This is a genomic window from Providencia sp. PROV130 (genome assembly GCF_028482225.1).
Classification (GTDB): domain Bacteria; phylum Pseudomonadota; class Gammaproteobacteria; order Enterobacterales; family Enterobacteriaceae; genus Providencia; species Providencia rettgeri.
Genome location: NZ_JAMPQC010000013.1, coordinates 177,564 through 198,311 on the forward strand (window position 1 = coordinate 177,564; position 20,748 = coordinate 198,311).

The window sequence follows — 20,748 nt, forward strand, 5'->3', positions numbered from 1 at the left end:
AATTTGATTAATTATTTTCAGAATTATTCTCTACAAACCGACATAAATAACCTTTCTAAATCATTCACCTAGTCCATAAGAACGATAGTATCCCGTCATACATAAACGTAGACTCATTCATATATTAACAATATAGCAACATCTTGGGATGCATGAATATTATTCATAAAAAAAATCAATCTATTAATAATATAAAGAGGTGATATTTTGAAATTAAAACAACTTTTCGTTTCTCTTTCTATCGGTGCTGCGCTGTTTGGTGCTAGCCATCTAGCTAGTGCAGATGAAATTATTACGCTTGGAACAAAAGGCGGTCCTTCCTTATTAAATGAAAAACGCTTGCCGCAATCTACAGCATTTATCAAGAACGATAAAATATACCTATTTGATGCGGGATACGGATCAAGTTTACGATTAGTTCAATCAAAAGCCCCATTAAAAAACCTTGATTCTATCTTTATTACCCACCTTCACAGTGACCATGTTGCCGATTACCCAGCCCTACTGTTAAATGCCTGGAACAGCGGTTTAAACCATAATATCGCTGTTTATGGCCCTGTTGGAACGGAAAGTATGACAAAAGGTGTTTGGGATACTTTTAGTCGCGATATTGATTTACGCGTTAAAGATGAAGGTAAACCTGATTTGCGTCAAATGGTTACAGCAAAAGATATTCAAGAAGGGCCTGTACTCAAGAATGATGATATCGAAATTAGTGCCTTATTTGTTCCACACCCACCTTTTAACTCAGACGAAGCCCTCGCTTATAAAATACAATCTGGCGGAAAAACTATCGTTATTACCGGTGATATGATTGATAATAGCCAAATCATTGAATTTGCTAAAAATGCTGACTACTTAATCAGTGAAGTTGTCTTAGTTTCTGGGGTGGAAAATTTAGCAAATCGTATCGGCAACGGCTCAACGCTGGCAAAAGCAATTATTTCTCACCATACGACCGCAGAAGATGTCGGCAAAATAGCCCAACAAGCCAATGTAAAGCACCTTGTCCTAACCCACTTAGTTCCTGCCGATGACCCATCCATTACAGACGATATATGGATTAATGAAGTGAGAAAACAATACTCAGGCCCAGTAACGGTCAGTAAGGACTTACAACGTTTTGAGGTGAAATAAGTTATTTCAATAATAAAAAGGTATTGATATTCAATATCTTTTTATATCTATTTATTCAAAAATTAACGTACAGAATAATAGCAGTGAAATTTAATCACTAATAAACCCATCTTCCATGCGATTAAAGTTGTAGAAGAATTCAGAAGGGTCTACGACAGCTGGGTCGCTATATTTTCTGGCTTCATCCCACCACAATTGCTGTAATTCTTTCAATTTTTCTGGGTATTTCTGTGCTAAATCTGTTGATTCAGAAAAATCTTCTGCTGTATTAAACAGTTGCCATTGGTCATCATTGTAGCTGGTGTTATAACGGTGCAATGCGACCGCTCTCCAGTTACCCTGAGTAATAGCTCGCTGACTACGCAATTGAAAATACTGCACATCACGGGTTTTTGCGTCATCCGAATTTAATGTTTCTAAGAAAGATTTACCGGCCACAGGAATTTGTTTTACGCCATCAACCTCTGTTGCAAATGACGTTCCCGCCGCCTCTAAAATTGTAGGGGCAATATCAATAACACTAACATATTGAGAGCGAATACTATTTGGTTGTTGTATATGACTAGGCCATGACACAATCAGAGGGGTTCTAACACCACCTAAATAAGGCCACAGTTTATAACGCTTAAAGGGTGTTGCCCCCGCATACGCCCAAGGGCGCTGATATAGCATGTCCGTTTTTGGTCCACCGGCATCATCAAGGTTATCGTACATTTCTTTAACCGTTGTTTTATCCATATATGCCGTTCTAAAACCACCATTTACCCCGCCTTCTGGCGCGGCGCCGTTATCTGACAATAAAATAATTAACGTATCATCATATTGGCCTGTTTCTTTCAAGTGGTCGACTAAACGGCCAATTTGTTCATCGGTATGAGTCATAAAACCAGCATAGGTTTCCATAAACCTTGCATACACTTTTTTCTGCTCAGTATCGAGTGAATCCCAAGCTGCGTCTCCTTTCTCCCTTGCCGGTAAAAGGGTATTTTGTGGAATAATGCCTAACTTCTTCTGTTTTTCAAACCTATCTAAGCGCAGTTGATCCCAGCCTTGATCATATTTGCCATTGTAATTTTTAATATAAGATTGCGGCACATGATAAGGCGAATGAGCTGCGCCTAAAGCCAAATAAATAAATTTCGGTTGTTCTGATTTCTGATCAATACGCTTAATCGCATGGTCGACTAAATCAACCGATAAATGATATTCAGGGTGATTAGACGGGGTAATTTTTTGGTTATTTTCGACTAATGCAGGTTTATATTGGTTGGTATGACCGCTTAAAAAACCATAGAAATAATCAAATCCACGCTGTCTTGGCCAAAAGCTCTGATTACGAGCTAAATCATCTTTATAATTTGGTGCCAAATGCCATTTGCCCAACGCATAAGTATCATAACCTGCAGATTTCAAGGCTTGAGCAATATTTTGTGCATTTTCAGGTATTTCCCCACTCGTTGCTGGCCCTGTACCATGAGGTGTTTCTTTCGATGGCGCATTCACATTATCCGGTGGCAAATCTTCCATATTGACAGTTTGATTGTTTCGTCCTGTAACGATAGCCGCGCGAGTTGGCGCACTAATCGCACTTGTATCAAAGCGGTTATAACGCACCCCGGATTCTGCAAGTGCATCAATATTTGGTGTTTTGATCTCTGAACCAAAAGATCCAAAATCAGCAAAACCAACATCATCAAGCACAATTAAGATCACGTTCGGTGGCTTTATATTCGACGCAGTATTTTCAGCTGCGGCATGTGTAGCAAAAGATGCCGATAGCATCAATGCGCCACTTAATGCTGTACTCATACACTGTCTAAGCGGGTTTGGCTTGTGTGGTAATTGTAAAAAATACCGTTTTTTAGTTTTTCTTGTTTCTTTATTCGACCGCTCTTTATTAGACATAGTGCCTCACTTATAAAATACGAGTTAGTAAAAAACAACTCACATTCGGATTAAAAGGACAAAAACAAAAAAACCTGAGACCTATAACATCCAATGCTATAAGTCTCAGGTTTTTGCCTAGTCAAACTAGTAACACACCCAGAATGCCACTATCTAATCAAAATAAATTAAATTCACAATCTATTATTTATATATTTGTGAACAGCATCAAAACTATTACATCCATTAAATTCTTATAATTAAATAAATTCATAGAGTTGTAATTAATTTAACTCATATCTATTTTATTTACTTCAGGAGCTCTATTTATTAAAATCAGTGGTAGCTCACAATTTCAATCATTATATATTGTAATAAAAAATAAACCCGTTTTAAATATGTATTAATTGGTGTGTTACTAGCTTGACTAGGCAAGAACCTGAATTTTTATACGTTTTATCAAATCGTATAAAAATTCAGGTTTTTTTTTGCCTAATCTTCTTGCTCAGTAACCTAATAAAATTAAAACCATAAAAAGTAACAATTAAAATAATATTGCTAATAATCAAGAATAAAGGTTGGTATATGAAAAAAGTTAGACTACTAAAATATCTGAAAGGGTCAATGCTCATCCCAATATTATTCTCTTCTATTGTAGATGCTAGAGAATATAAATTTATTGATAGCCTAAGTAATGAAACGTTAATCAAAGACAGTAAAATGGATTTATTTCTCAGAAATAGATTAAAATATTTAAACGAAAATGAAGTTGGGCCAACCTATATCCATACTGCATGGGCGCAAACTATTGGATTAAATTATCAATCAGGTTTATGGAAAGAAACTTTGGGTTTTGACGTTTCTTATACTTATGTAGCTAAATTAGGAGCCAGTGATTACTTTGCAAGTAGGGATTTATTATGGAACGATGGTTCTGGATTTAAATCTTCAAATGCTGAAAGCTTCAAAAAATTTAATAAACGTAATATTAAATTACAATTAGGTGACGATAAAGAATTAAGCTTTAAAGCTAAATATGGCTGGCAAGCACCGGGGAGATATACTGTATTAAAAAACTCTTATGAGTCATCGGAAAATAGCTATTTAGGCTATACAGGTACGTTAAAATATTATGATATCTCAATTGATACATTATATATTGATAGTGTAATGGAGCGAGCTTCCCCTAACAAAGAAAAGCTACGCAGTAAGAGCAATGAAGCAGTTGAATATATAGCCGCAGGGGGGCTTAATTATAAAACAAAAACCTTAAATGCAACCTACAATTACGGATATGCAAAAGATTATATCGATCGCCATTTCATTGATTTTAACTACATGCCACGTTCAGATATTACACTCGGTTTTCGAGCCGTTGGTAATATTCCTCAGGAAATGTATAAAAATATGCCTTCCTCACGGCAGGCTGCAAATGGCAGCTCATGGGTATATGAAGGTACGGCCAAATGGCAATATGATGCCCTAGGAATGAAAGTGGGTATTGGGTACACCGATGCCGCTAAAAATGATGGGTCACTCGGTTACTTTGACCGACATCCTGTTAAAAACGTTCGCTGGCGTTTAGACCCAATGTCTTCCGCAGCCTATCATTATCAACGTGACGGAGAGCTCGCTCTCACAGGATTGATTGACTATAAATATGCTGAAGACTTTTATTCCGCAATACAATTAAATTATGGCCAGTTCGATTTTAAAAATAACAAAATTAAAACGGGAGAAATTAACCTTATCAATGCATGGCAACCCAGTGATCCACGGTTAAAAAATTTCACAATGTTTACTAAATTAACCAAAGCTTGGTTATATCAAACAGAAGGGAATCGAATACAACCCGCCTTTGATAATAATGGTCATTATATTAAAAGAAATTCCATCGCAGTAGATATTATTTTTGACTATAAATTCAATATATTTTAATACCACTAATCATGTGTAGAGATGAAAAATGAAAAAAACTATTTTAGCTGTCAGTTTACTCGCGCTATTTGGACTTCAAGCCCAAGCATCCACAGAAAAAATGCGAATTTTATTGGTTAATGATGATGGTTGTGATGCATTTGGTATCACTGAATTAAAGTCACAATTAGATGCTAAAGGCTATGATGTTTGGCTTGTCGGCCCAGCAACAAATCAAAGTGGAATAGGGACGGCTATTACATTCAAAGCAGGGAAAGAATTCGATGTTAAAAAAGTCGATGAGCGTACTTATTGTTTTCCTGGTACACCGGCTGATTCTCTCGATTTCGGTTTACAGGGGTTATTACGGGAAACACCACCAGACCTTGTCATTTCAGGGGTCAACGATGGTCCAAACACCGGAACGTCACAACTTAATTCAGGAACAGTTTCAGCTGCTGCACGTGCTGTACGTCTTGGCTACCCAGCGATAGCCGCCAGTATTGGCTATATTATGACTGAAGAGGAAATGAAATCTGGCTGGCCAAGTACCCATAAGTATTGGCCTGATTCTGTTACTTATGTTGTTGAGCTAGTTGATGACCTAAATAAAAATTGGGTTTCAGGGCAAGCCATACTTCCGGCAAAATCAGGGCTCAGTATAAATTATCCCGCTTTAGCTAAAGATAAAATTAAAGGTATTAAATTTGTGGAGAATGAATATGCCGTATCCCCACAAATTTTATATGAAATAACACCCGATGGAAAAGCAAAACAAATTATTAATCCAGAAGCATTAAAAATAAGAAATGATGATTCTGATACAGGATACCTTGATAAAGGTTACATTACTTATACTATATTTGATGGTAACTGGAATGCCCCAGATGAAAAAGTTAAAGAGTATCAAAAAATCCTTAATATAAAATAGGATTACAATTCTAATAAATAGAGGCATAAGTATGAGCAATACAAACCCAAATTTTCAATTGATGGCAAAGCCTTCAGGTTCAGTATGCAATATTGATTGTACTTATTGCTTCTATTTAGAGAAATCGAAACTGTACCCAAATAGAAAAAATCAATGGCGAATGAGTGGCGAGGTTTTAGAACAGTATATTCGCACCAATATAGAGCAACAACCTGCTGATGTTGTTGAATTTGTTTGGCAAGGTGGAGAACCCACTCTGCTCGGGTTAGGCTTCTATAAAAATGCCGTCGCACTGCAGCAAAAATATGCAGGCAAGAAAAAGATTACTAATTCATTTCAAACTAATGCACTCAACCTTGATGATGATTGGTGCCAATTTTTTAAAAGGCATCATTTTCTATTAGGGGTGTCAATCGATGGTGACCGTTCTTTTAACGACGAATATCGTTTAACTCGTTCAGGAAAAAGCACCTTTGACCGCTTACTTGCCAGTATTGAACTGCTTAAAAAATACCAAGTTGATTTTAATACACTAACGGTCGTCAATAATTTCAATGTAGATAAGCCGATTGAAATTTATGAATTTTTAAAAAGTATTGGTAGTTATTATATGCAGTTTATTCCTGTCGTTGAACGTCAAGCACAGCAAGCAACAACGGAGGGGTTATCATTAATTTCCCCTGAATTTAATGGAACAGCAAAGGTCACGGACTGGTCCGTCGATGCAATAAAATCTGGCCAATTTCTTAATGATATTTTTGACCATTGGCAAGAGAACGATATTGGTAAGGTATTTGTCATGAATTTTGAGCAGACCATGAGCCAAAGCCTTGGTTTGCCGAGTAGCTGTGTAACCAGTGAAAGCTGTGGAGCTAATTTAGTTTTAGAAGCAAATGGCGATCTATATTCTTGTGACCACTTTGTTTATCCTGAGAATAAAATCGGCAACTTAATGGTAGATGCAGTCTCTAATATGTTGAAATCAGATAATCATCAACGCTTTTCATCACTTAAAAAAGAAAAGATTAGCGCAGACTGCCTACCCTGTGAATTTAAACCGTTATGTCACGGCGGCTGCCCAAAACATCGTTTTTTACTTGATTCAAAAAGGTTACCAAAGAAAAATTATTTTTGTGATTCCTATAAAATTCACCTTTCTCACTCTTTAGGAAAAATGAAAGCTATTTTAGAAGGATTACAAAAAAACTAATCCCCCCGTTCTATGTATTAGACAAAAAACCCAGTAAGCGTTACTGGGTTTTTTAAGACTTACTTATCTTTAGGCGCTCTTATAATGCGTATTTCTCAATCGCCTTAGCGACGCCATCAGAATCATTACAACTCGTAACCCCCGTAGCACGCTGCTTTAATTCTTCCGTTGCATTCTCCATTGCAATACAAATTCCTGAGACATCAAACATAGGCAAATCATTATTTTGGTCACCAATGCACATGATTTCGTGTTTATATAAATCTAATTGTTGTGCAAGTGCTTGGATTGCTAGCCCTTTATTTGCATTTTTATTTAAAACTTCTAAAAAATAAGGCGTGCTTCTAACTAATGTATATTGCTGAAAATAATTGGATGGTATCTTTTTGATAACACTAGATAAATAGTTTTCTTCAGAAGAAATCATTAATTTCGTAAATAAAATATCTGAGGGCATCTCATTCATTGGTACATAATGGATTAATGTATTCGAAAGATAAGCTTCATGTGTCGTATAAAAACCAATAATTTTATTTGCAGTAAAAATTTTATTATCACCGAGAGCATGTAAAGAAAGAGCTAATTCTTCCGTTTGAGCATAAATTTTCTTATAGTCATCAATATCTAATAAAAAATCGATAAGATGATTACCATTTGACGCATCATGAATAACGCTACCATTATTACTAATGCAGTAGTTTCCTGGCTTATCCAAGCCCAACTGTTGTAAATAGGGTTGAATACCTGAATAAGGTCGGCCAGAAGCTAGAATGATCTGTATGTTGTTTTTCTGTGCTTGTTGAAGAACTGATTTAATATTATCGCTGATTTGATGATGAGTATTTAATAGCGTGCCATCAAGGTCGATAGCAATTAATTTTACAGCCATACGATTTTCCTTTTCTATTCCCATTTAAAATAGCAATACAGTATTTTACAGTGGGAGAATATGACGTAGGTTAATGCCTAGCCTTACCAGTTACACACCTATACTAAAAAAATATTAAAGTAACGTTTAAACTGAATGTAGTAGCCTTTCTATGTGTAATGCCAAATAGATAATCTCCTCACGAGAGACAGGAATAGTATATTCAGACTGTATCAATGCGGCTATTTTTTTTGCACATGCAAAATTTTTCAGTAATTCCTTTTCAACGAGTTCCTCTAGTACCGAATTAAATTGGCTACTTTTGTCATGATTTGTTTGGCAGCGGATCAATAAATATTTTAGATGGTTAATAAACCGAGAAAAGCTATCGGCATCCGTATTAACTTGAATATGAAAAGAATAATTTATGATATTAACAATCTTATAAACCGTTTGCGTGAATTTTAACGTATCCCCTACGCTTTTATTATTTAACTTCGCATTGACAAAATGTAGCGCAATTAACGATGCTTCACCCGGTGGTAGGCTAACCCCTAGCTTTTCATTAATATAATCAACGGCCACTTTCCCTGCAATAAATTCAAGGTGATAAAGATAGGGAACTTCATAGAGAGAAATACTCATTTCTCTATTTTTACTTCGCTCAATAGCAAATGTAATATGTTCAGATAATGTAATGACTAAACTGTCACTTAATTTTGCATTTAAAATCGGTTTACATTTATTAATCACTTCAAGTGTTAACTTTATTATCCCAATCGGAATATTATCGACAAAATTATGAATATCATAGTCATGGGGCTTACTAAAAAGCTCATCCCCCTCAGTGCAGTGGTAGTTTTGACCTGCCTTTGAATTAAAACCAATTCCTTTACCAATTATAACGAATTCTTGTTGGGCATCATTATCCACAAGTATCACATTATTATTTATAACTTTTTTTATTATATACATATAGAGTACTTCCATTTTTATAAGTTATAAATGCAAAAAACCTGAAATGACATGAAGTAAACTTCAGCCTCTTCAGGTTTTTGCCTAGTCGAGCTAGTAACACACCAATTACCTGTAGATATATCTTTTCTCCTTTTAAAAAGCAAGATACATCGGTGCTTTTTGTGATCAATAGCTGAGTAGAAACTCCTAATTATTTTAGAGGAATGGTTTTAGTCATCGACTCGTTGTAAATAATACCTTCACAATTAAATTGTAAGAGAAATTTAAGCTTAGATATAAGCGCATCTCTGTCGCACGGATCACAAATTTATTAATCAACGATTGTCTTTCATTCATAAAAATCTTATAACGTAATGGTAGGTCTGTAACTAGCTAGACTAGGCAATAACCTGAAACAGATTGAATTTAATTAATTCAATAGTTTCAGGTTTTTTTATTCCTAAATTTTGAGGTGCAGACAACGACTTTATAAATAGTAATGATTATGAATAATAATGTTTTTTCAGAACGATAAAATTCATTATTATTTGTAAAAAATGATAGAAATTAGCATTACTCATTAGGTTGTTTGTAAAAATAAAATGAGTCAGGCATAAACTTAAGCTTGAAATATAACAGGTGTGTAACTGGCAAGACTAGGCATTAACCTGAACAATACTTCCAATTAATTTCGGGGGGGCATTGTTCAGGTTTTTTTATAGGTATACTTATGGAAAGTAGACAAGTTGCAGAACAGATCATCACGCTTATTGGTGGTCAAAAAAATATTAGTCAGCATTGGCATTGTATTACACGCTTGCGGTTTAACCTGCACAATAATGATCTTGTCGAGGTTGAAAAATTACGTGATATCCCTTGGGTATTGGGCGTTAACTTCCAAGGTAATCAACTGCAAGTCATATTGGGAAGCCACGTCACCCACGTCTTTACCGAGCTACATAGAATCGTTGAGCCAAATGGTTCTCCGCTCGAAGAAAATCAGCAAGAAGAAATAGTAGAACCGAAACAAAATATTATTAATACCTTTTTTGATTTTCTTTCAGGTATTTTTACCCCTATTTTACCCGCTATTATTGGAACTGGGTTATTGAAGGGGTTACTTGCTCTTCTTGATATTTTTGGCTTTATACCTAATGGTAGTTCAGAATACCGAATTCTCTATACAATTTCTGATTCAGCATTTTACTTTTTACCTATTTTACTTGCATTTTCTGTCGCTAAAAAATTTAAAACTAATGAGTATATCGCCGTCACATTGGCATTCATCCTTGTTTACCCGATGTTTCAAGGCGAGTCCACAATGTCTTTCTTTGGCATTAATATCCCTAACATTACTTATAACTTCACCGTTATTCCGATTATTTTAGGTGTATGGTTATTAAGCTATATTAGCAAATGGGTTGAAAAAATAATCCCTGCTAGTGTAAAAATTATTTTTGCGCCATTACTTGTTTTAATTATCTCGTCGATTATCACTTTGTCATTATTAGCACCGTTGGGCTACTACGTTGGCGAATATTTACAACAAACATTCTCATATTTATTTGATGTTGCAGGCCCTATCGCTGGTTTCATCATGGGAGGATGCCTATCACTGCTAGTGATCACAGGGATGCATTATGCCTTTTTCCCAGCGACATTTTCTAATTTTAAAACATTGGGTTATGACTTTGTCTTATTACCAATTAGTTTATCCAGCAACCTCGCTCAAGCAGGAGCAACATTAGCTGTCGCGATTAAGAGCAAAAATACTAAATTAAAGTCCATCGCTTACTCCTCATCCCTTTCTGCGGTTTTTGGTATTACAGAGCCTGCAATTTATGGCGTTACCATGCGTTTGAAAAAACCATTTTATGCGGCATTAATTGGAGGAGCCGTGGGAGGCGGAATTATCGGTACATTTGCAGTCAAAGCGTTTGCTTTTAGTATTCCTGGAATTACGGCCTTACCCACTTATGTTGAAGCGGGAACCAATAACTTCCTGTTTGTTTGTCTCGCTGTCATCGTCAGTTTTTCTTTAGCATTTATTATTACACTTTCATTAAAACTTGATGAAACGGGACTCTCTCCAAATAAAGAGTCGACTTCACCTCATAACCTAGTTTCGTCAAATAAGAATAATAGCGAAGAAAATACTCTATCAACACACGCTCAAAACGATAAAAAATTAATCAATCTTAACTTATTCGCGCCAATTTCAGGGGAAACACTGGCACTAGAACAAGTCCCAGATACTGTTTTTGCCAATAAAATCATTGGAGATGGTATTGCCATCCTTCCTTCAGATAACAAAGTTTATGCTCCCACGGATGGCATTATTTCTATGGTCACCCCAAGCAAACATGCCATCGGCCTAACTACCCATGAGGGGTTAGACATCCTAATTCATGTAGGTATCGATACCGTTTCATTAAATGGTGAAGGTTTCATTCTCCATGTTAATGAAAAAGATAGCGTTAAAGCTGGAGACCTACTCATCGAGTTCGATATTGAAAATATAACTAAACATTCATTATCAACAATCACCCCGGTTTTGATAACCAACTTTGACGAGTTCAGTGAATTACAGGTGACAAATCAGAAACATGTCACAAGTAATACCACAACATTGCTCACCGTTAATTGATTTAGTAAGAGGATATTATGAAATTAGATACCAAAAATATTAGCACAATTGGTTTTCCAAAAGGTTTCTTATGGGGCGGTGCAACAGCGGCTAACCAAATCGAAGGCGCTTTTGACCAAGGTGGTAAAGGATTATCAACTTCAGACGTTGCCGCCTATAAAGACCCTTATGCAGATGGTTCCGTCAATAACTTTACGTTTAACGTTACCTCAAAAGAGCTGGAAGAATATTTAAAACCCGAGTGTAAAGCATTATTCCCGAAACGCTGGGGGATCGACTTTTATCATCGTTATGAAGAAGATATCGCATTGTTTGCTGAAATGGGCTTCAAAGTATTCCGCTTATCTATTTCTTGGGCTCGCATATTCCCAAATGGAATTGATGAGCAACCAAATGAAGAAGGTTTAGCCTTTTACGACCGTGTATTTGATGAATTAGCGAAATATGGTATTGAGCCACTGGTGACACTTTCTCACTATGAGATGCCTTTAACGCTGACACAAAAATTCAATGGCTGGCAAGATCGCCGCCTAATTGATTTATTCGTAAAATTCGCAACTACTTGTTATAAGCGATATGAATCAAAAGTAAAATATTGGATCACGTTCAATGAAATGAACATGAACCTGAACAGCTTATATACGGGTGCAGGTACATTACCTGATACCGTTAAAAATGTTGAAGAAGCCGCATACCAAGCGTCGCATAACCAGTTTGTTGCCAGTGCAATTTCTATCAAACTGGGTAAACAAATGATGCCTAACGCCAAAATTGGCTGCATGATTTGCCGCTTAGAAACTTACGCTGAAAGTTGCAACCCAGAAGACCAACTACAGGCGTTAAAAGAAGACCAAATCAACCTATTCTACCCTGATGTTAGCGTTCGTGGGGAATACCCTGCTTACATGCTGCGTTATTTCGAAGAAAATAATATTAATATTCAAGTTGAACCGGAAGATTTTAAAGTATTAAAAGAAGGAATTGCAGATTTTATTTCGCTCAGCTATTACATGACCTATGTCACTAAAGGTGGACCAGACGCAAAAGAGTTATCAGGTCACTTAGTCAGTAAAATCAAAAACCCATTCTTAACACAATCCGAGTGGGGCTGGCCGATTGACCCAACAGGCCTGCGTATTACCCTGAATAAACTCTGGGATCGCTACGGTGTTCCACTGTTTGTCGTTGAAAATGGCTTAGGCGCACGTGACACCCTAAACCCAGATGGCACTGTTTCTGACCCATATCGTATTGAGTATATTAAAGAACACGTTATTGCCATGAAAGAAGCCATTCGTGATGGTGTGGATTTAATGGGATATACCACTTGGGGCTGTATTGACCTGATCAGCTGCGGTACCTCACAAATGACCAAACGTTATGGCTTTATCTATGTAGAACAAGATGATGAGGGTAATGGTTCTTTAAAACGTATACCGAAAGAATCTTTTTATTGGTATCAGCGAGTCATCGCTTCTAATGGTGAAAACCTCGAGTAAGCCTTAAATTTAACTTATTTAACCGAATACGCCCTCAATAGCTTATCCGCTATTGAGGGCTATTTTATTGGTATGCCTGGCCTTCAACTGTTTTTATTTTCTACACCAGATATGAGTGGCGACCTTAATACCTCGCGTTAACTGGTTTCTCATATGAAACCAAACTCCATCATAACCTCGACACACCCCACATTTTGAAACGAATATTTTACATATAGTCAACATTCGATTGACTAATAATCATCCATACAATTAATCTGGTTTTAAATAAAAAACAATGTTTCATCTATGAAACAAAATGTTACAACACATTCGAAAGGAGAAAACCATGAGCTGGGTTGCTGTCTGCGATATCTCACAAGTTCAAGAAGAATTTCCTTTTTCCGCCAAAGTTGATGATGCCGAAATTGGGATCTTCTTAGTTGAAGACCAATATTATGCCTTAGAAGATGTTTGTCCACATGCCTACGCTCTGTTAAGCCAAGGTTTTGTTGAAGATGGCAAAGTGGAATGCCCATTACATGAAGCCGTTTTTGATATTAAAACAGGTAAATGTTTACGCGAACCTGGTGGGCGAGATCTCAAAACCTACCAAACACGCATTCACGACAACCAAATCGAAATCAGTTTGATTGAGGAGTAGGAATGGAACCCATTCAAAATTTTAATCCGTATTTGCCGGCGAATAACCAAATCATCCCGGCGCGAGAAGGCGGTAAAGGCAGTATTCAAGCACCGGGAAGTGCACCGAATATCGTTTGGCAAACACGTTCACGCATCCCTGATGAATATGAAAATAAGCTTATTTTTGCACTGGAAACGCTATTCGCCGCAGGCACTGAATCACTTGAAGAATTAGTTAGCGCATTAAATCAACAACAATTATATGACCGACAAGGGCAACCTTGGTCTACCAGCAGTTTCCGCGAATTTCTTCTTGTCAATGGTTACTAACACATTGCCATAAAAAGAAAATAAAACAAAAACACTTTTGATAAACGGAAGCAAATGATGACAACGAATACACAAATTCAAAACTATCAAGATTATCTCGATGTCGGGTTACGAGGGCAATGGTACCCCGTATTATCCAGTTGGGAAGTGAGTAGCGACCCCATCGGTATTACCCGTTTAGAAGAACAAATTGTCCTTTGGCGTGACGATAAAGGACAAATTCACGCACTAGAAGACAGATGCCCTCACCGCGGAGCCCGTTTATCAATGGGTTGGAACCTAGGTGAACGTATTGCCTGTTGGTACCACGGTGTCGAAGTCGGTGGTGATGGTGTCGTTAAAGATGTCCCAGCGGTCAGCCAATGCCCTCTTGAAGGTCAAAAATGTTTAAAAACCTATCCCGTTCAAGAAATTCATGGCGCTATCTTCCTCTATTTTGCGGTAATTGACGGTGAAACACCTCCAGCCCTTGAGTTTCCTGAAGAGTTAGCTGATGACGAAAACCACAGCAATTTTCTCTGCACCGCATCGTGGAAATGCAATTACCAATACGCATTAGAAAACGTGATGGACCCAATGCATGGCACCTATCTCCATTCATCATCACACTCAATGGCAGAAGGTGATAAACAATCAGAAATGATCCTAGAAGCAACAAAAAGTGGGTTTATTTTCCGTAAAAATGACCAAATTGGTGTCAACTTTGACTGGGTGGAATTCGCGAGCACGGGTGCAAATTGGCTACGTTTATCTATCCCATATCAAAAACGCTTCGGTCCTGGTGGGCACTTTTGGATTATCGGCATGGTCGCTCCTGAAGACCGTCACCACACGCGTGTTTTCTTTTGGCGTATTCGCAAAGTGAAAGACTGGCAACGTGATTTATGGCGCTTTATGTACCGCAACCGCCTAGAAGGGCTACATTGGGATGTCCTAGAGCAAGATCGCATTATTTTGGAAAACCTCACACCAAATGCACGGGATAAAGAGTTTCTTTATCAACACGATGTGGGGTTATCTCGCCTACGTCGCATTATGCAACGTGAAGCGAAGAAACAGTTTGACTTAATCCACAATAAGGAAACTGAAAATGCGTGATGTTTTGGCAGGAAAACGCCTTGTGATCACTGGTGCCGCAAGGGGACTGGGCTTTAGCTTTGCACAAGCCGCCGCAGAGCAAGGCGCTCAAGTTATCTTGTGTGACATCCTCGAACAGCGATTACAAGAAAGTGTCGAGTCCCTACAACAACAAGGGTTTGAAGCCCAAGGTGTTTCTCTCGACTTAGCGGATCCTGACTCAATCACTCATGCATTCGACAGTATTGGTCAACAAGGTGCAATTGATGGGCTGATTAATAATGCAGCTCTGGCAACCGGAGTGGGTGGAAAGCTGCTCGATGAATATGACTTGGCGCTATGGGATAAGGTTATGACCGTCAATGTCAGAGGAACGTGGCTAGTCACCAAAGCCGCCCTCCCCTTTTTAAAACAGAGCTCCCGCGGGAAAATTATCAATATTGCTTCTGACACCGCGCTTTGGGGAGCTCCCAAGCTGATGGCCTATGTCGCCAGTAAAGGGGCGATCATCAGTATGACCCGCTCAATGGCGCGTGAACTTGGCACTCATCGAATTTGCGTCAATGCGATTGCCCCCGGGCTCACAAAAGTCGAAGCGACCGAATACGTTCCAACCGAGCGCCACCAGCTATATGAAAATGGCAGAGCATTACAAGGGGAGCAAATGCCCGAAGACGTTACAGGAACCGCTTTGTACTTGCTTTCTCCTATGGCTGATTTTGTTACAGGACAACTAATCCCAGTTAATGGTGGCTTTATTTTTAACTAATTTCACCATTCAGTAGGTAAAGAGGTGAGGACCATGAATTCAACATGTAAATATCTGGTACCCGGTTTGGAAAAAGGGCTACAGCTTCTTCTGCTACTTGCAGAACAGCACCGTGAGCTCACATTTGCAGAGATCCTTCGCTTAGTCGATATGCCCAAAGCAACGGCTTACCGTGCGATCCAAACCTTAGTGCACTTGGATTTCCTCGTCCAACACCCACGTACTGGGGCATTTTCATTAGGCCGCAAAGTACTCAGCCTTGGTCTTGGCTATATTGCATCACTCGATTTAACCCAGTTAGGCCAGCCCATTATCGAGCAACTCAGAGACCGAAGCCAATGTAACAGCCATTTAGTCATTCGAGATGGCCGTGACATTATTTACATCGCCAGAGTCAGTGGCGCAGAATCAAAAATTAACCATGTTAGCGTAGGCACGCGTTTATTAGCCCATCGAACCTCACTCGGTCGCATGCTGCTCAGTGGGTTAACTCGCGCTGAATTCGATGCGCTTTACCCAGACGATGAGCTCCCCGACAACGCAGGCAGCAAGCAGGAGTTTTGGCAAATGATCCAAGCTGACAAACTGCGAGGCTATGTGATTGGTGAATCATTTTATCGTCGAGGAATTTCATCCATTGTTTACCCTGTTTATAACCAAGCGAATGGCGTCGAAGCGGTGATTAGCATCATGGTGCCAATGAATAGCATCCCTGCACAAGAGTGCCGGCGACTACAAAATGAAGTGAGCTATGCAGCCCAAAAACTCACTGAATTTATAGGTGGCATGAGCCAAGCAAAAGCCGTTTAGCGTTAACCGAATATCATCCACACATTTTTAGGTTTATTGCCATAAGCCTCAGGTTCTTTTTGTCCAAAAAACCTTTGGCAATAACACCAATCGATAGAGGACTTTATAATGTCAGTGATTGGAATAGAAAAATTAGAATTTGGTGTTGAAGATATCCCTAGCAGCCAGAAATTTTTACATGATTTTGGCCTCCAAGCAGCCTCTGATAACGCCTCGTTATTCACCACTTTATCGGGTGCTGAAATACAGTTATTTTCCCACCAAGACCCAAATTTACCCGCACCTTTTGAAGCCGGTTCAACACTGCGCCGCATCACATGGGGAGTTGAAAGCCCGGATAAACTCAAGGAAATCATTGAGAAAATTAGGCCTTGTGATGGTTTTCAACTGACGTCAGATGGCGCACAGTGCCGTGACCCAAATGGCATGACAGTCGCTTTCACCATTAGTAAACAAAAAACAGTTGAATTAGAGGTCACCGCTATCAACCAATGGGGAGATATTCGCCGCATTGATAAACCCAGCCCAGTTTACGAAAAAGCCACGCCAATTAACGTCGGTCACGTGGTGTTCTTTGTGGATGACTTACCTTCTACAGAAGCGTTCTATTGCCAAAAACTGGGTTTTCAAGTTTCTGACCGTTATATCGACCGTGCCGTCTTTTTACGGACACAAATAAACGGTTGCCACCATAACCTGTTTTTGCTGAAACTTCCTCATCGTGGCAGCGGCCTCAACCATGTCGCTTTTACGGTTCGTGATATCCATGAAGTGATTGGCGGCGGTCTGGCAATGAACCGCCACCAATGGAGCACCTTTATTGGCCCAGGCCGCCACCCTATCTCATCCGCTTACTTTTGGTATGTCAACAGCCCAACAGGTGGAGCTTTCGAATATTACACCAATGATGATTACCTTACCGATAAATGGCAACCGCGCGAACTGGAACATTCCTTGGTTTCATTTACCGAATGGGCTGTAGAAGGCGGTCTCGATTATGAAACTCGCCGCCAAGTTAAGGAGTAGCACCATGAGCTCATTAATCCAAGGCGGTATTGTCATTATCGGTGGGGGTCAGGCTGGTGGTTGGGCGGCAAAAACCCTACGCGATGAAGGCTATCAAGGTATTATTTCGGTGATCAGCGATGAAAACCATGATTTTTATGAGCGCCCACCGCTGTCTAAAGCCGCATTGACACAGGAGAGTTTTTCATTATCACGCTTATTCAGCGAACAAGAAACTCACGCCTTAAATTTACAGTGGTTTCGCCCACTACGTGCCACCAAAATTGATAGCCAAACCCAATGTATTTATTTAAGTGATGGTCGTGTCATTACGTTTGACAAATTACTGCTCGCGACAGGCGGTCGGCCTCGCTACCTGTCGAATCGTTGGCAGCAACATCCACAAGTATTTGCCTTACGTTCATGGGATGACGCTCAGAAATTGCGCATTGCGCTGCTCTCTGCACAAAAAATTGCCATTATTGGTGGTGGTTGGATTGGCTTAGAAGTCGCCGCTTCTGCTCGAAAAATGGGGATTGATGTCACGATTTTTGAGCGGCAAAGCCGCTTATGCGAACGAAGTGTACCGCAGAATGTTTCAGAGGCTCTTGCATTACGCCACACACAAGCAGGTGTTCATGTCATAACCGATTGTGGAGATATCGAACTTGGCGAGCCGACACCAAGCGGATTACAAATTAGTTGCCAAAAACAGCCTTCGCAAAACTTCGATCTCGCTGTTATGGGGATTGGTGTTGAATTAAATCTCGAACTGGCCAAAGAAGCGGGGCTTGATGTCACCCACGGTATTGTGATTAATCATCAAGGGCAAACTTCTCACCCAAATATTTACGCTGCGGGCGACGTCGCTTGCCATCCAACACTATCCTTATGTTTACAGTCATGGGCTTATGCGCAAAACCAAGCCATTACCACAGCAAAAGCCATGCTAAACCCGCAGTCTGAAGGGTTCAATGAACTCGCTTGGTTATGGTCAGATCAATACCAGGACAACATCCAAATTTTAGGCGTCCCAACCTCACAAAAATTAAAACATATTCAACGGTATACCCCTAATTCAGAGGTTCATTTTGCTTTAAATGAAAGCAATGAATTGGTGCAAATGATTGCATTTAATGATGCACGAGCCATCAAGCTAGGTAAACGTTGGATACAAGGCCACCGCAAATTGGACCCTTCACAACTTGCTGATCCCACATTTTCATTAATGTCACTGAAATAGTGCCCAGCAGGAGAAATCTCATGGCTAATCAGACTATAACCTTACAAAACTCAGAGCATGATCAAGTCGAGCAAGATGTTCCTGAAAAGATCAATTGGTTGATCCCTATCGGGTTGTTTTCCTGTGTACTACTGGCTTTCTTCGATAAAATCAGTATTGCAGCTCTATTTTCTGACGAAAAATTTCAGCAAGCTCTGGGGATTGATTTTGACCCAACCCGTTTAGGGTTACTGATGAGCGCATTTTTATTCGCTTATGGTGTTTCTTCCATGCTGCTAAGCGGTATTGGCGATAAATTTCACCCCACCAAAATGCTGTTATTTATGATCAGTAGCTGGTGTTTTCTCATGATTTTTATGGGATTCACACACCACTATGGCACGATGGTTTTTCTGCGTGTATTGCTAGGAATTGCCGAAGGGCCTTTGCTGGCAATCGCTTACGCCATTGTGCGCCGTACCTTTCCGCCAAAAATGCAAGCGCGTGCCACCATGATGTGGTTATTAGGCACACCGTTAGGTGCAGCATTAGGCTTTCCTATCTCATTGTATTTACTCAATAATTATGGTTGGCAAAGTACATTTTTTGTCATGGCCGCCTTTACTGTTCCTGTTTGGTGGCTTGTGGTGATTGGTATTCGCCATCCCAACTTAGTCAATCGCCAAGCTCAGACTAAAAACACAGCAGGTGAAACACTTCCAGCGGAGCAATTGGCCGTGATGCGAGCCCATAAAAAACGCTTATTCCAAAATAGCCATTTTTGGATTATCTGCATGTTTAATATCGCTTTTCTTGTCTACCTTTGGGGAATGAATGGTTGGTTACCCAGCTATTTAATTAAAGGTAAGTCTATTCACTTAGAACATGCAGGAATTCTGTCATCCCTTCCCTTTATCGCCATGTTATTTGGTGAAGCCATCGGAGCATGGTTATCAGATCGCTACGATCGCCGTGCACTCGTTTGTTTTATTTCACTACTTGGTGCCGTTTTAGGCCTTGCTGGTGTGTTATTTCTCACTGGCACCTACAGCATCATTCTTATGATGGCGTTTAGCATGTTCATGTGGGGGGCGGGCGCACCAAATATCTTTGCTCTACTCGCAAAAGCCACACAAAAGCAAGTCAGTGCATTAGCAGGCGGTATTTTCAATGGGTTAGGAAACCTTGCTGGCGCTGCTACACCGCTGGCAATGGGAGTTCTTATTACTGTCACTCACACTATGGATAGCGGGCTGTTATTTATCGTCGTCATAGGTTTATTCGGCAGCTTGTTACTAGTGCCTTTACTGAAAAAATATTAATTCATTTTTTATTGGAGATAACACCATGTCACAACCGCAAATCAAACCACAAGATATTCCAATGGCACAATGGATTGAGTCGCGTATTGCTCGCCTTGAAGGGCGTAAATATGACTGGAATGCACTGAAATTCCAAGCGGATTACGACCCTAAATATCGCCGCGCACAAATGCGCTATATCGGCACGGGTGCGACTGGCGTTGCTAATGATGTCAACACCGTTCCCGCAGAGAACTTTACCTTCTCCACCATGGTTCTCCCTGCCAAATGCGAGGGGCCATTACACCTGCACCCCGATGTTGAAGAAGTGTTCTTTATGTTGAAAGGCACCATCACGTTGTTTGTGAAAGATGGCAATGAAGAGTATGAAACCGTCCTGAAAGAACGTGACCTAATTTCAGTCCCTGCGGGTATTTATCGTGGCTTATTTAACCATGGAGAAGAAGAAGCCTTAATGTGCGTCATGATCGGGACACCAAAACCTGCGATCCCGACATATCCCGAAGATCACCCTTTATCAAAAGTTAAACGTAACTAAC

18 protein-coding genes are annotated in these 20,748 nt (G+C 39.4%); 15 read left to right on the plus strand and 3 right to left on the minus strand.

What is annotated here, in order from left to right; genetic code table 11:
- The first annotated feature begins 207 nt into the window (after positions 1-207).
- Positions 208-1,137: an MBL fold metallo-hydrolase gene (locus PSF28_RS09605; protein WP_272684983.1), complete on the plus strand. Its 930-nt coding sequence runs from the start codon at positions 208-210 to the stop codon at positions 1,135-1,137.
- A 90-nt stretch (positions 1,138-1,227) separates the two neighbouring features.
- Here PSF28_RS09605 and PSF28_RS09610 read toward each other — a convergent pair whose 3' ends face one another.
- On the minus strand, positions 1,228-2,946 hold the full coding sequence (locus PSF28_RS09610) for an arylsulfatase (protein ID WP_247605357.1): 1,719 nt from the start codon (positions 2,944-2,946) through the stop codon (positions 1,228-1,230).
- 660 nt (positions 2,947-3,606) lie between these two features.
- Between PSF28_RS09610 and PSF28_RS09615 the strand changes: the two genes are divergently transcribed.
- Genes PSF28_RS09615 through PSF28_RS09625 form a run of 3 tightly spaced genes read left to right on the plus strand, consistent with a single transcriptional unit; the run spans position 3,607 to position 7,079 of the window.
- Positions 3,607-4,959, plus strand: coding sequence for a hypothetical protein (locus PSF28_RS09615; RefSeq protein ID WP_272684984.1), 1,353 nt, complete (start codon positions 3,607-3,609; stop codon positions 4,957-4,959).
- 28 nt (positions 4,960-4,987) lie between these two features.
- Positions 4,988-5,869 (plus strand): 5'/3'-nucleotidase SurE, encoded by an 882-nt coding sequence (gene surE, locus PSF28_RS09620; RefSeq protein ID WP_210835844.1) that lies wholly within the window; start codon positions 4,988-4,990, stop codon positions 5,867-5,869.
- Between the two features lie 31 nt (positions 5,870-5,900).
- Complete coding sequence (locus tag PSF28_RS09625; RefSeq protein WP_272684985.1) at positions 5,901-7,079, plus strand: anaerobic sulfatase maturase; 1,179 nt, start codon at positions 5,901-5,903, stop codon at positions 7,077-7,079.
- A gap of 79 nt (positions 7,080-7,158) precedes the next feature.
- Here PSF28_RS09625 and yidA read toward each other — a convergent pair whose 3' ends face one another.
- The gene (gene yidA, locus PSF28_RS09630) at positions 7,159-7,968 is read right to left on the minus strand and encodes a sugar-phosphatase (protein WP_247605254.1); all 810 of its coding nucleotides are present in this window, start codon (positions 7,966-7,968) and stop codon (positions 7,159-7,161) included.
- A gap of 126 nt (positions 7,969-8,094) precedes the next feature.
- Positions 8,095-8,922: a PRD domain-containing protein gene (locus tag PSF28_RS09635; RefSeq protein WP_210835849.1), complete on the minus strand. Its 828-nt coding sequence runs from the start codon at positions 8,920-8,922 to the stop codon at positions 8,095-8,097.
- A gap of 712 nt (positions 8,923-9,634) precedes the next feature.
- Between PSF28_RS09635 and PSF28_RS09640 the strand changes: the two genes are divergently transcribed.
- The 11 genes from PSF28_RS09640 (at position 9,635) to PSF28_RS09690 (ending at position 20,747) form a co-directional block, all read left to right on the plus strand.
- Entirely contained in the window at positions 9,635-11,551 is a 1,917-nt protein-coding gene (locus tag PSF28_RS09640; RefSeq protein WP_210835851.1) for a beta-glucoside-specific PTS transporter subunit IIABC, read from the plus strand.
- A gap of 17 nt (positions 11,552-11,568) precedes the next feature.
- Entirely contained in the window at positions 11,569-13,050 is a 1,482-nt protein-coding gene (locus tag PSF28_RS09645; protein WP_210835853.1) for a glycoside hydrolase family 1 protein, read from the plus strand.
- Positions 13,051-13,378: 328 nt separating this feature from the next.
- Complete coding sequence (gene nirD / locus PSF28_RS09650; RefSeq protein ID WP_210835855.1) at positions 13,379-13,693, plus strand: nitrite reductase small subunit NirD; 315 nt, start codon at positions 13,379-13,381, stop codon at positions 13,691-13,693.
- 2 nt (positions 13,694-13,695) lie between these two features.
- Positions 13,696-14,004, plus strand: coding sequence for a recombinase-like helix-turn-helix domain-containing protein (locus PSF28_RS09655; protein WP_210835857.1), 309 nt, complete (start codon positions 13,696-13,698; stop codon positions 14,002-14,004).
- A 57-nt stretch (positions 14,005-14,061) separates the two neighbouring features.
- On the plus strand, positions 14,062-15,102 hold the full coding sequence (locus tag PSF28_RS09660; protein ID WP_210835911.1) for an aromatic ring-hydroxylating oxygenase subunit alpha: 1,041 nt from the start codon (positions 14,062-14,064) through the stop codon (positions 15,100-15,102).
- A complete protein-coding gene (locus tag PSF28_RS09665; RefSeq protein ID WP_210835859.1) occupies positions 15,095-15,850 on the plus strand; it encodes an SDR family oxidoreductase in 756 nt (251 codons plus the stop codon). Before PSF28_RS09660 ends, PSF28_RS09665 begins: the two co-directional genes overlap by 8 nt.
- A gap of 33 nt (positions 15,851-15,883) precedes the next feature.
- On the plus strand, positions 15,884-16,660 hold the full coding sequence (locus tag PSF28_RS09670; protein WP_004908423.1) for an IclR family transcriptional regulator: 777 nt from the start codon (positions 15,884-15,886) through the stop codon (positions 16,658-16,660).
- Positions 16,661-16,768: 108 nt separating this feature from the next.
- Entirely contained in the window at positions 16,769-17,686 is a 918-nt protein-coding gene (locus tag PSF28_RS09675; RefSeq protein WP_210835860.1) for a VOC family protein, read from the plus strand.
- Positions 17,687-17,690: 4 nt separating this feature from the next.
- Entirely contained in the window at positions 17,691-18,908 is a 1,218-nt protein-coding gene (locus tag PSF28_RS09680; RefSeq protein WP_210835861.1) for an NAD(P)/FAD-dependent oxidoreductase, read from the plus strand.
- A 20-nt stretch (positions 18,909-18,928) separates the two neighbouring features.
- Entirely contained in the window at positions 18,929-20,209 is a 1,281-nt protein-coding gene (locus tag PSF28_RS09685; RefSeq protein ID WP_272684986.1) for an MFS transporter, read from the plus strand.
- Between the two features lie 25 nt (positions 20,210-20,234).
- Positions 20,235-20,747: a cupin domain-containing protein gene (locus tag PSF28_RS09690; RefSeq protein WP_004257990.1), complete on the plus strand. Its 513-nt coding sequence runs from the start codon at positions 20,235-20,237 to the stop codon at positions 20,745-20,747.
- The last annotated feature ends 1 nt before the right edge of the window (position 20,748 follow it).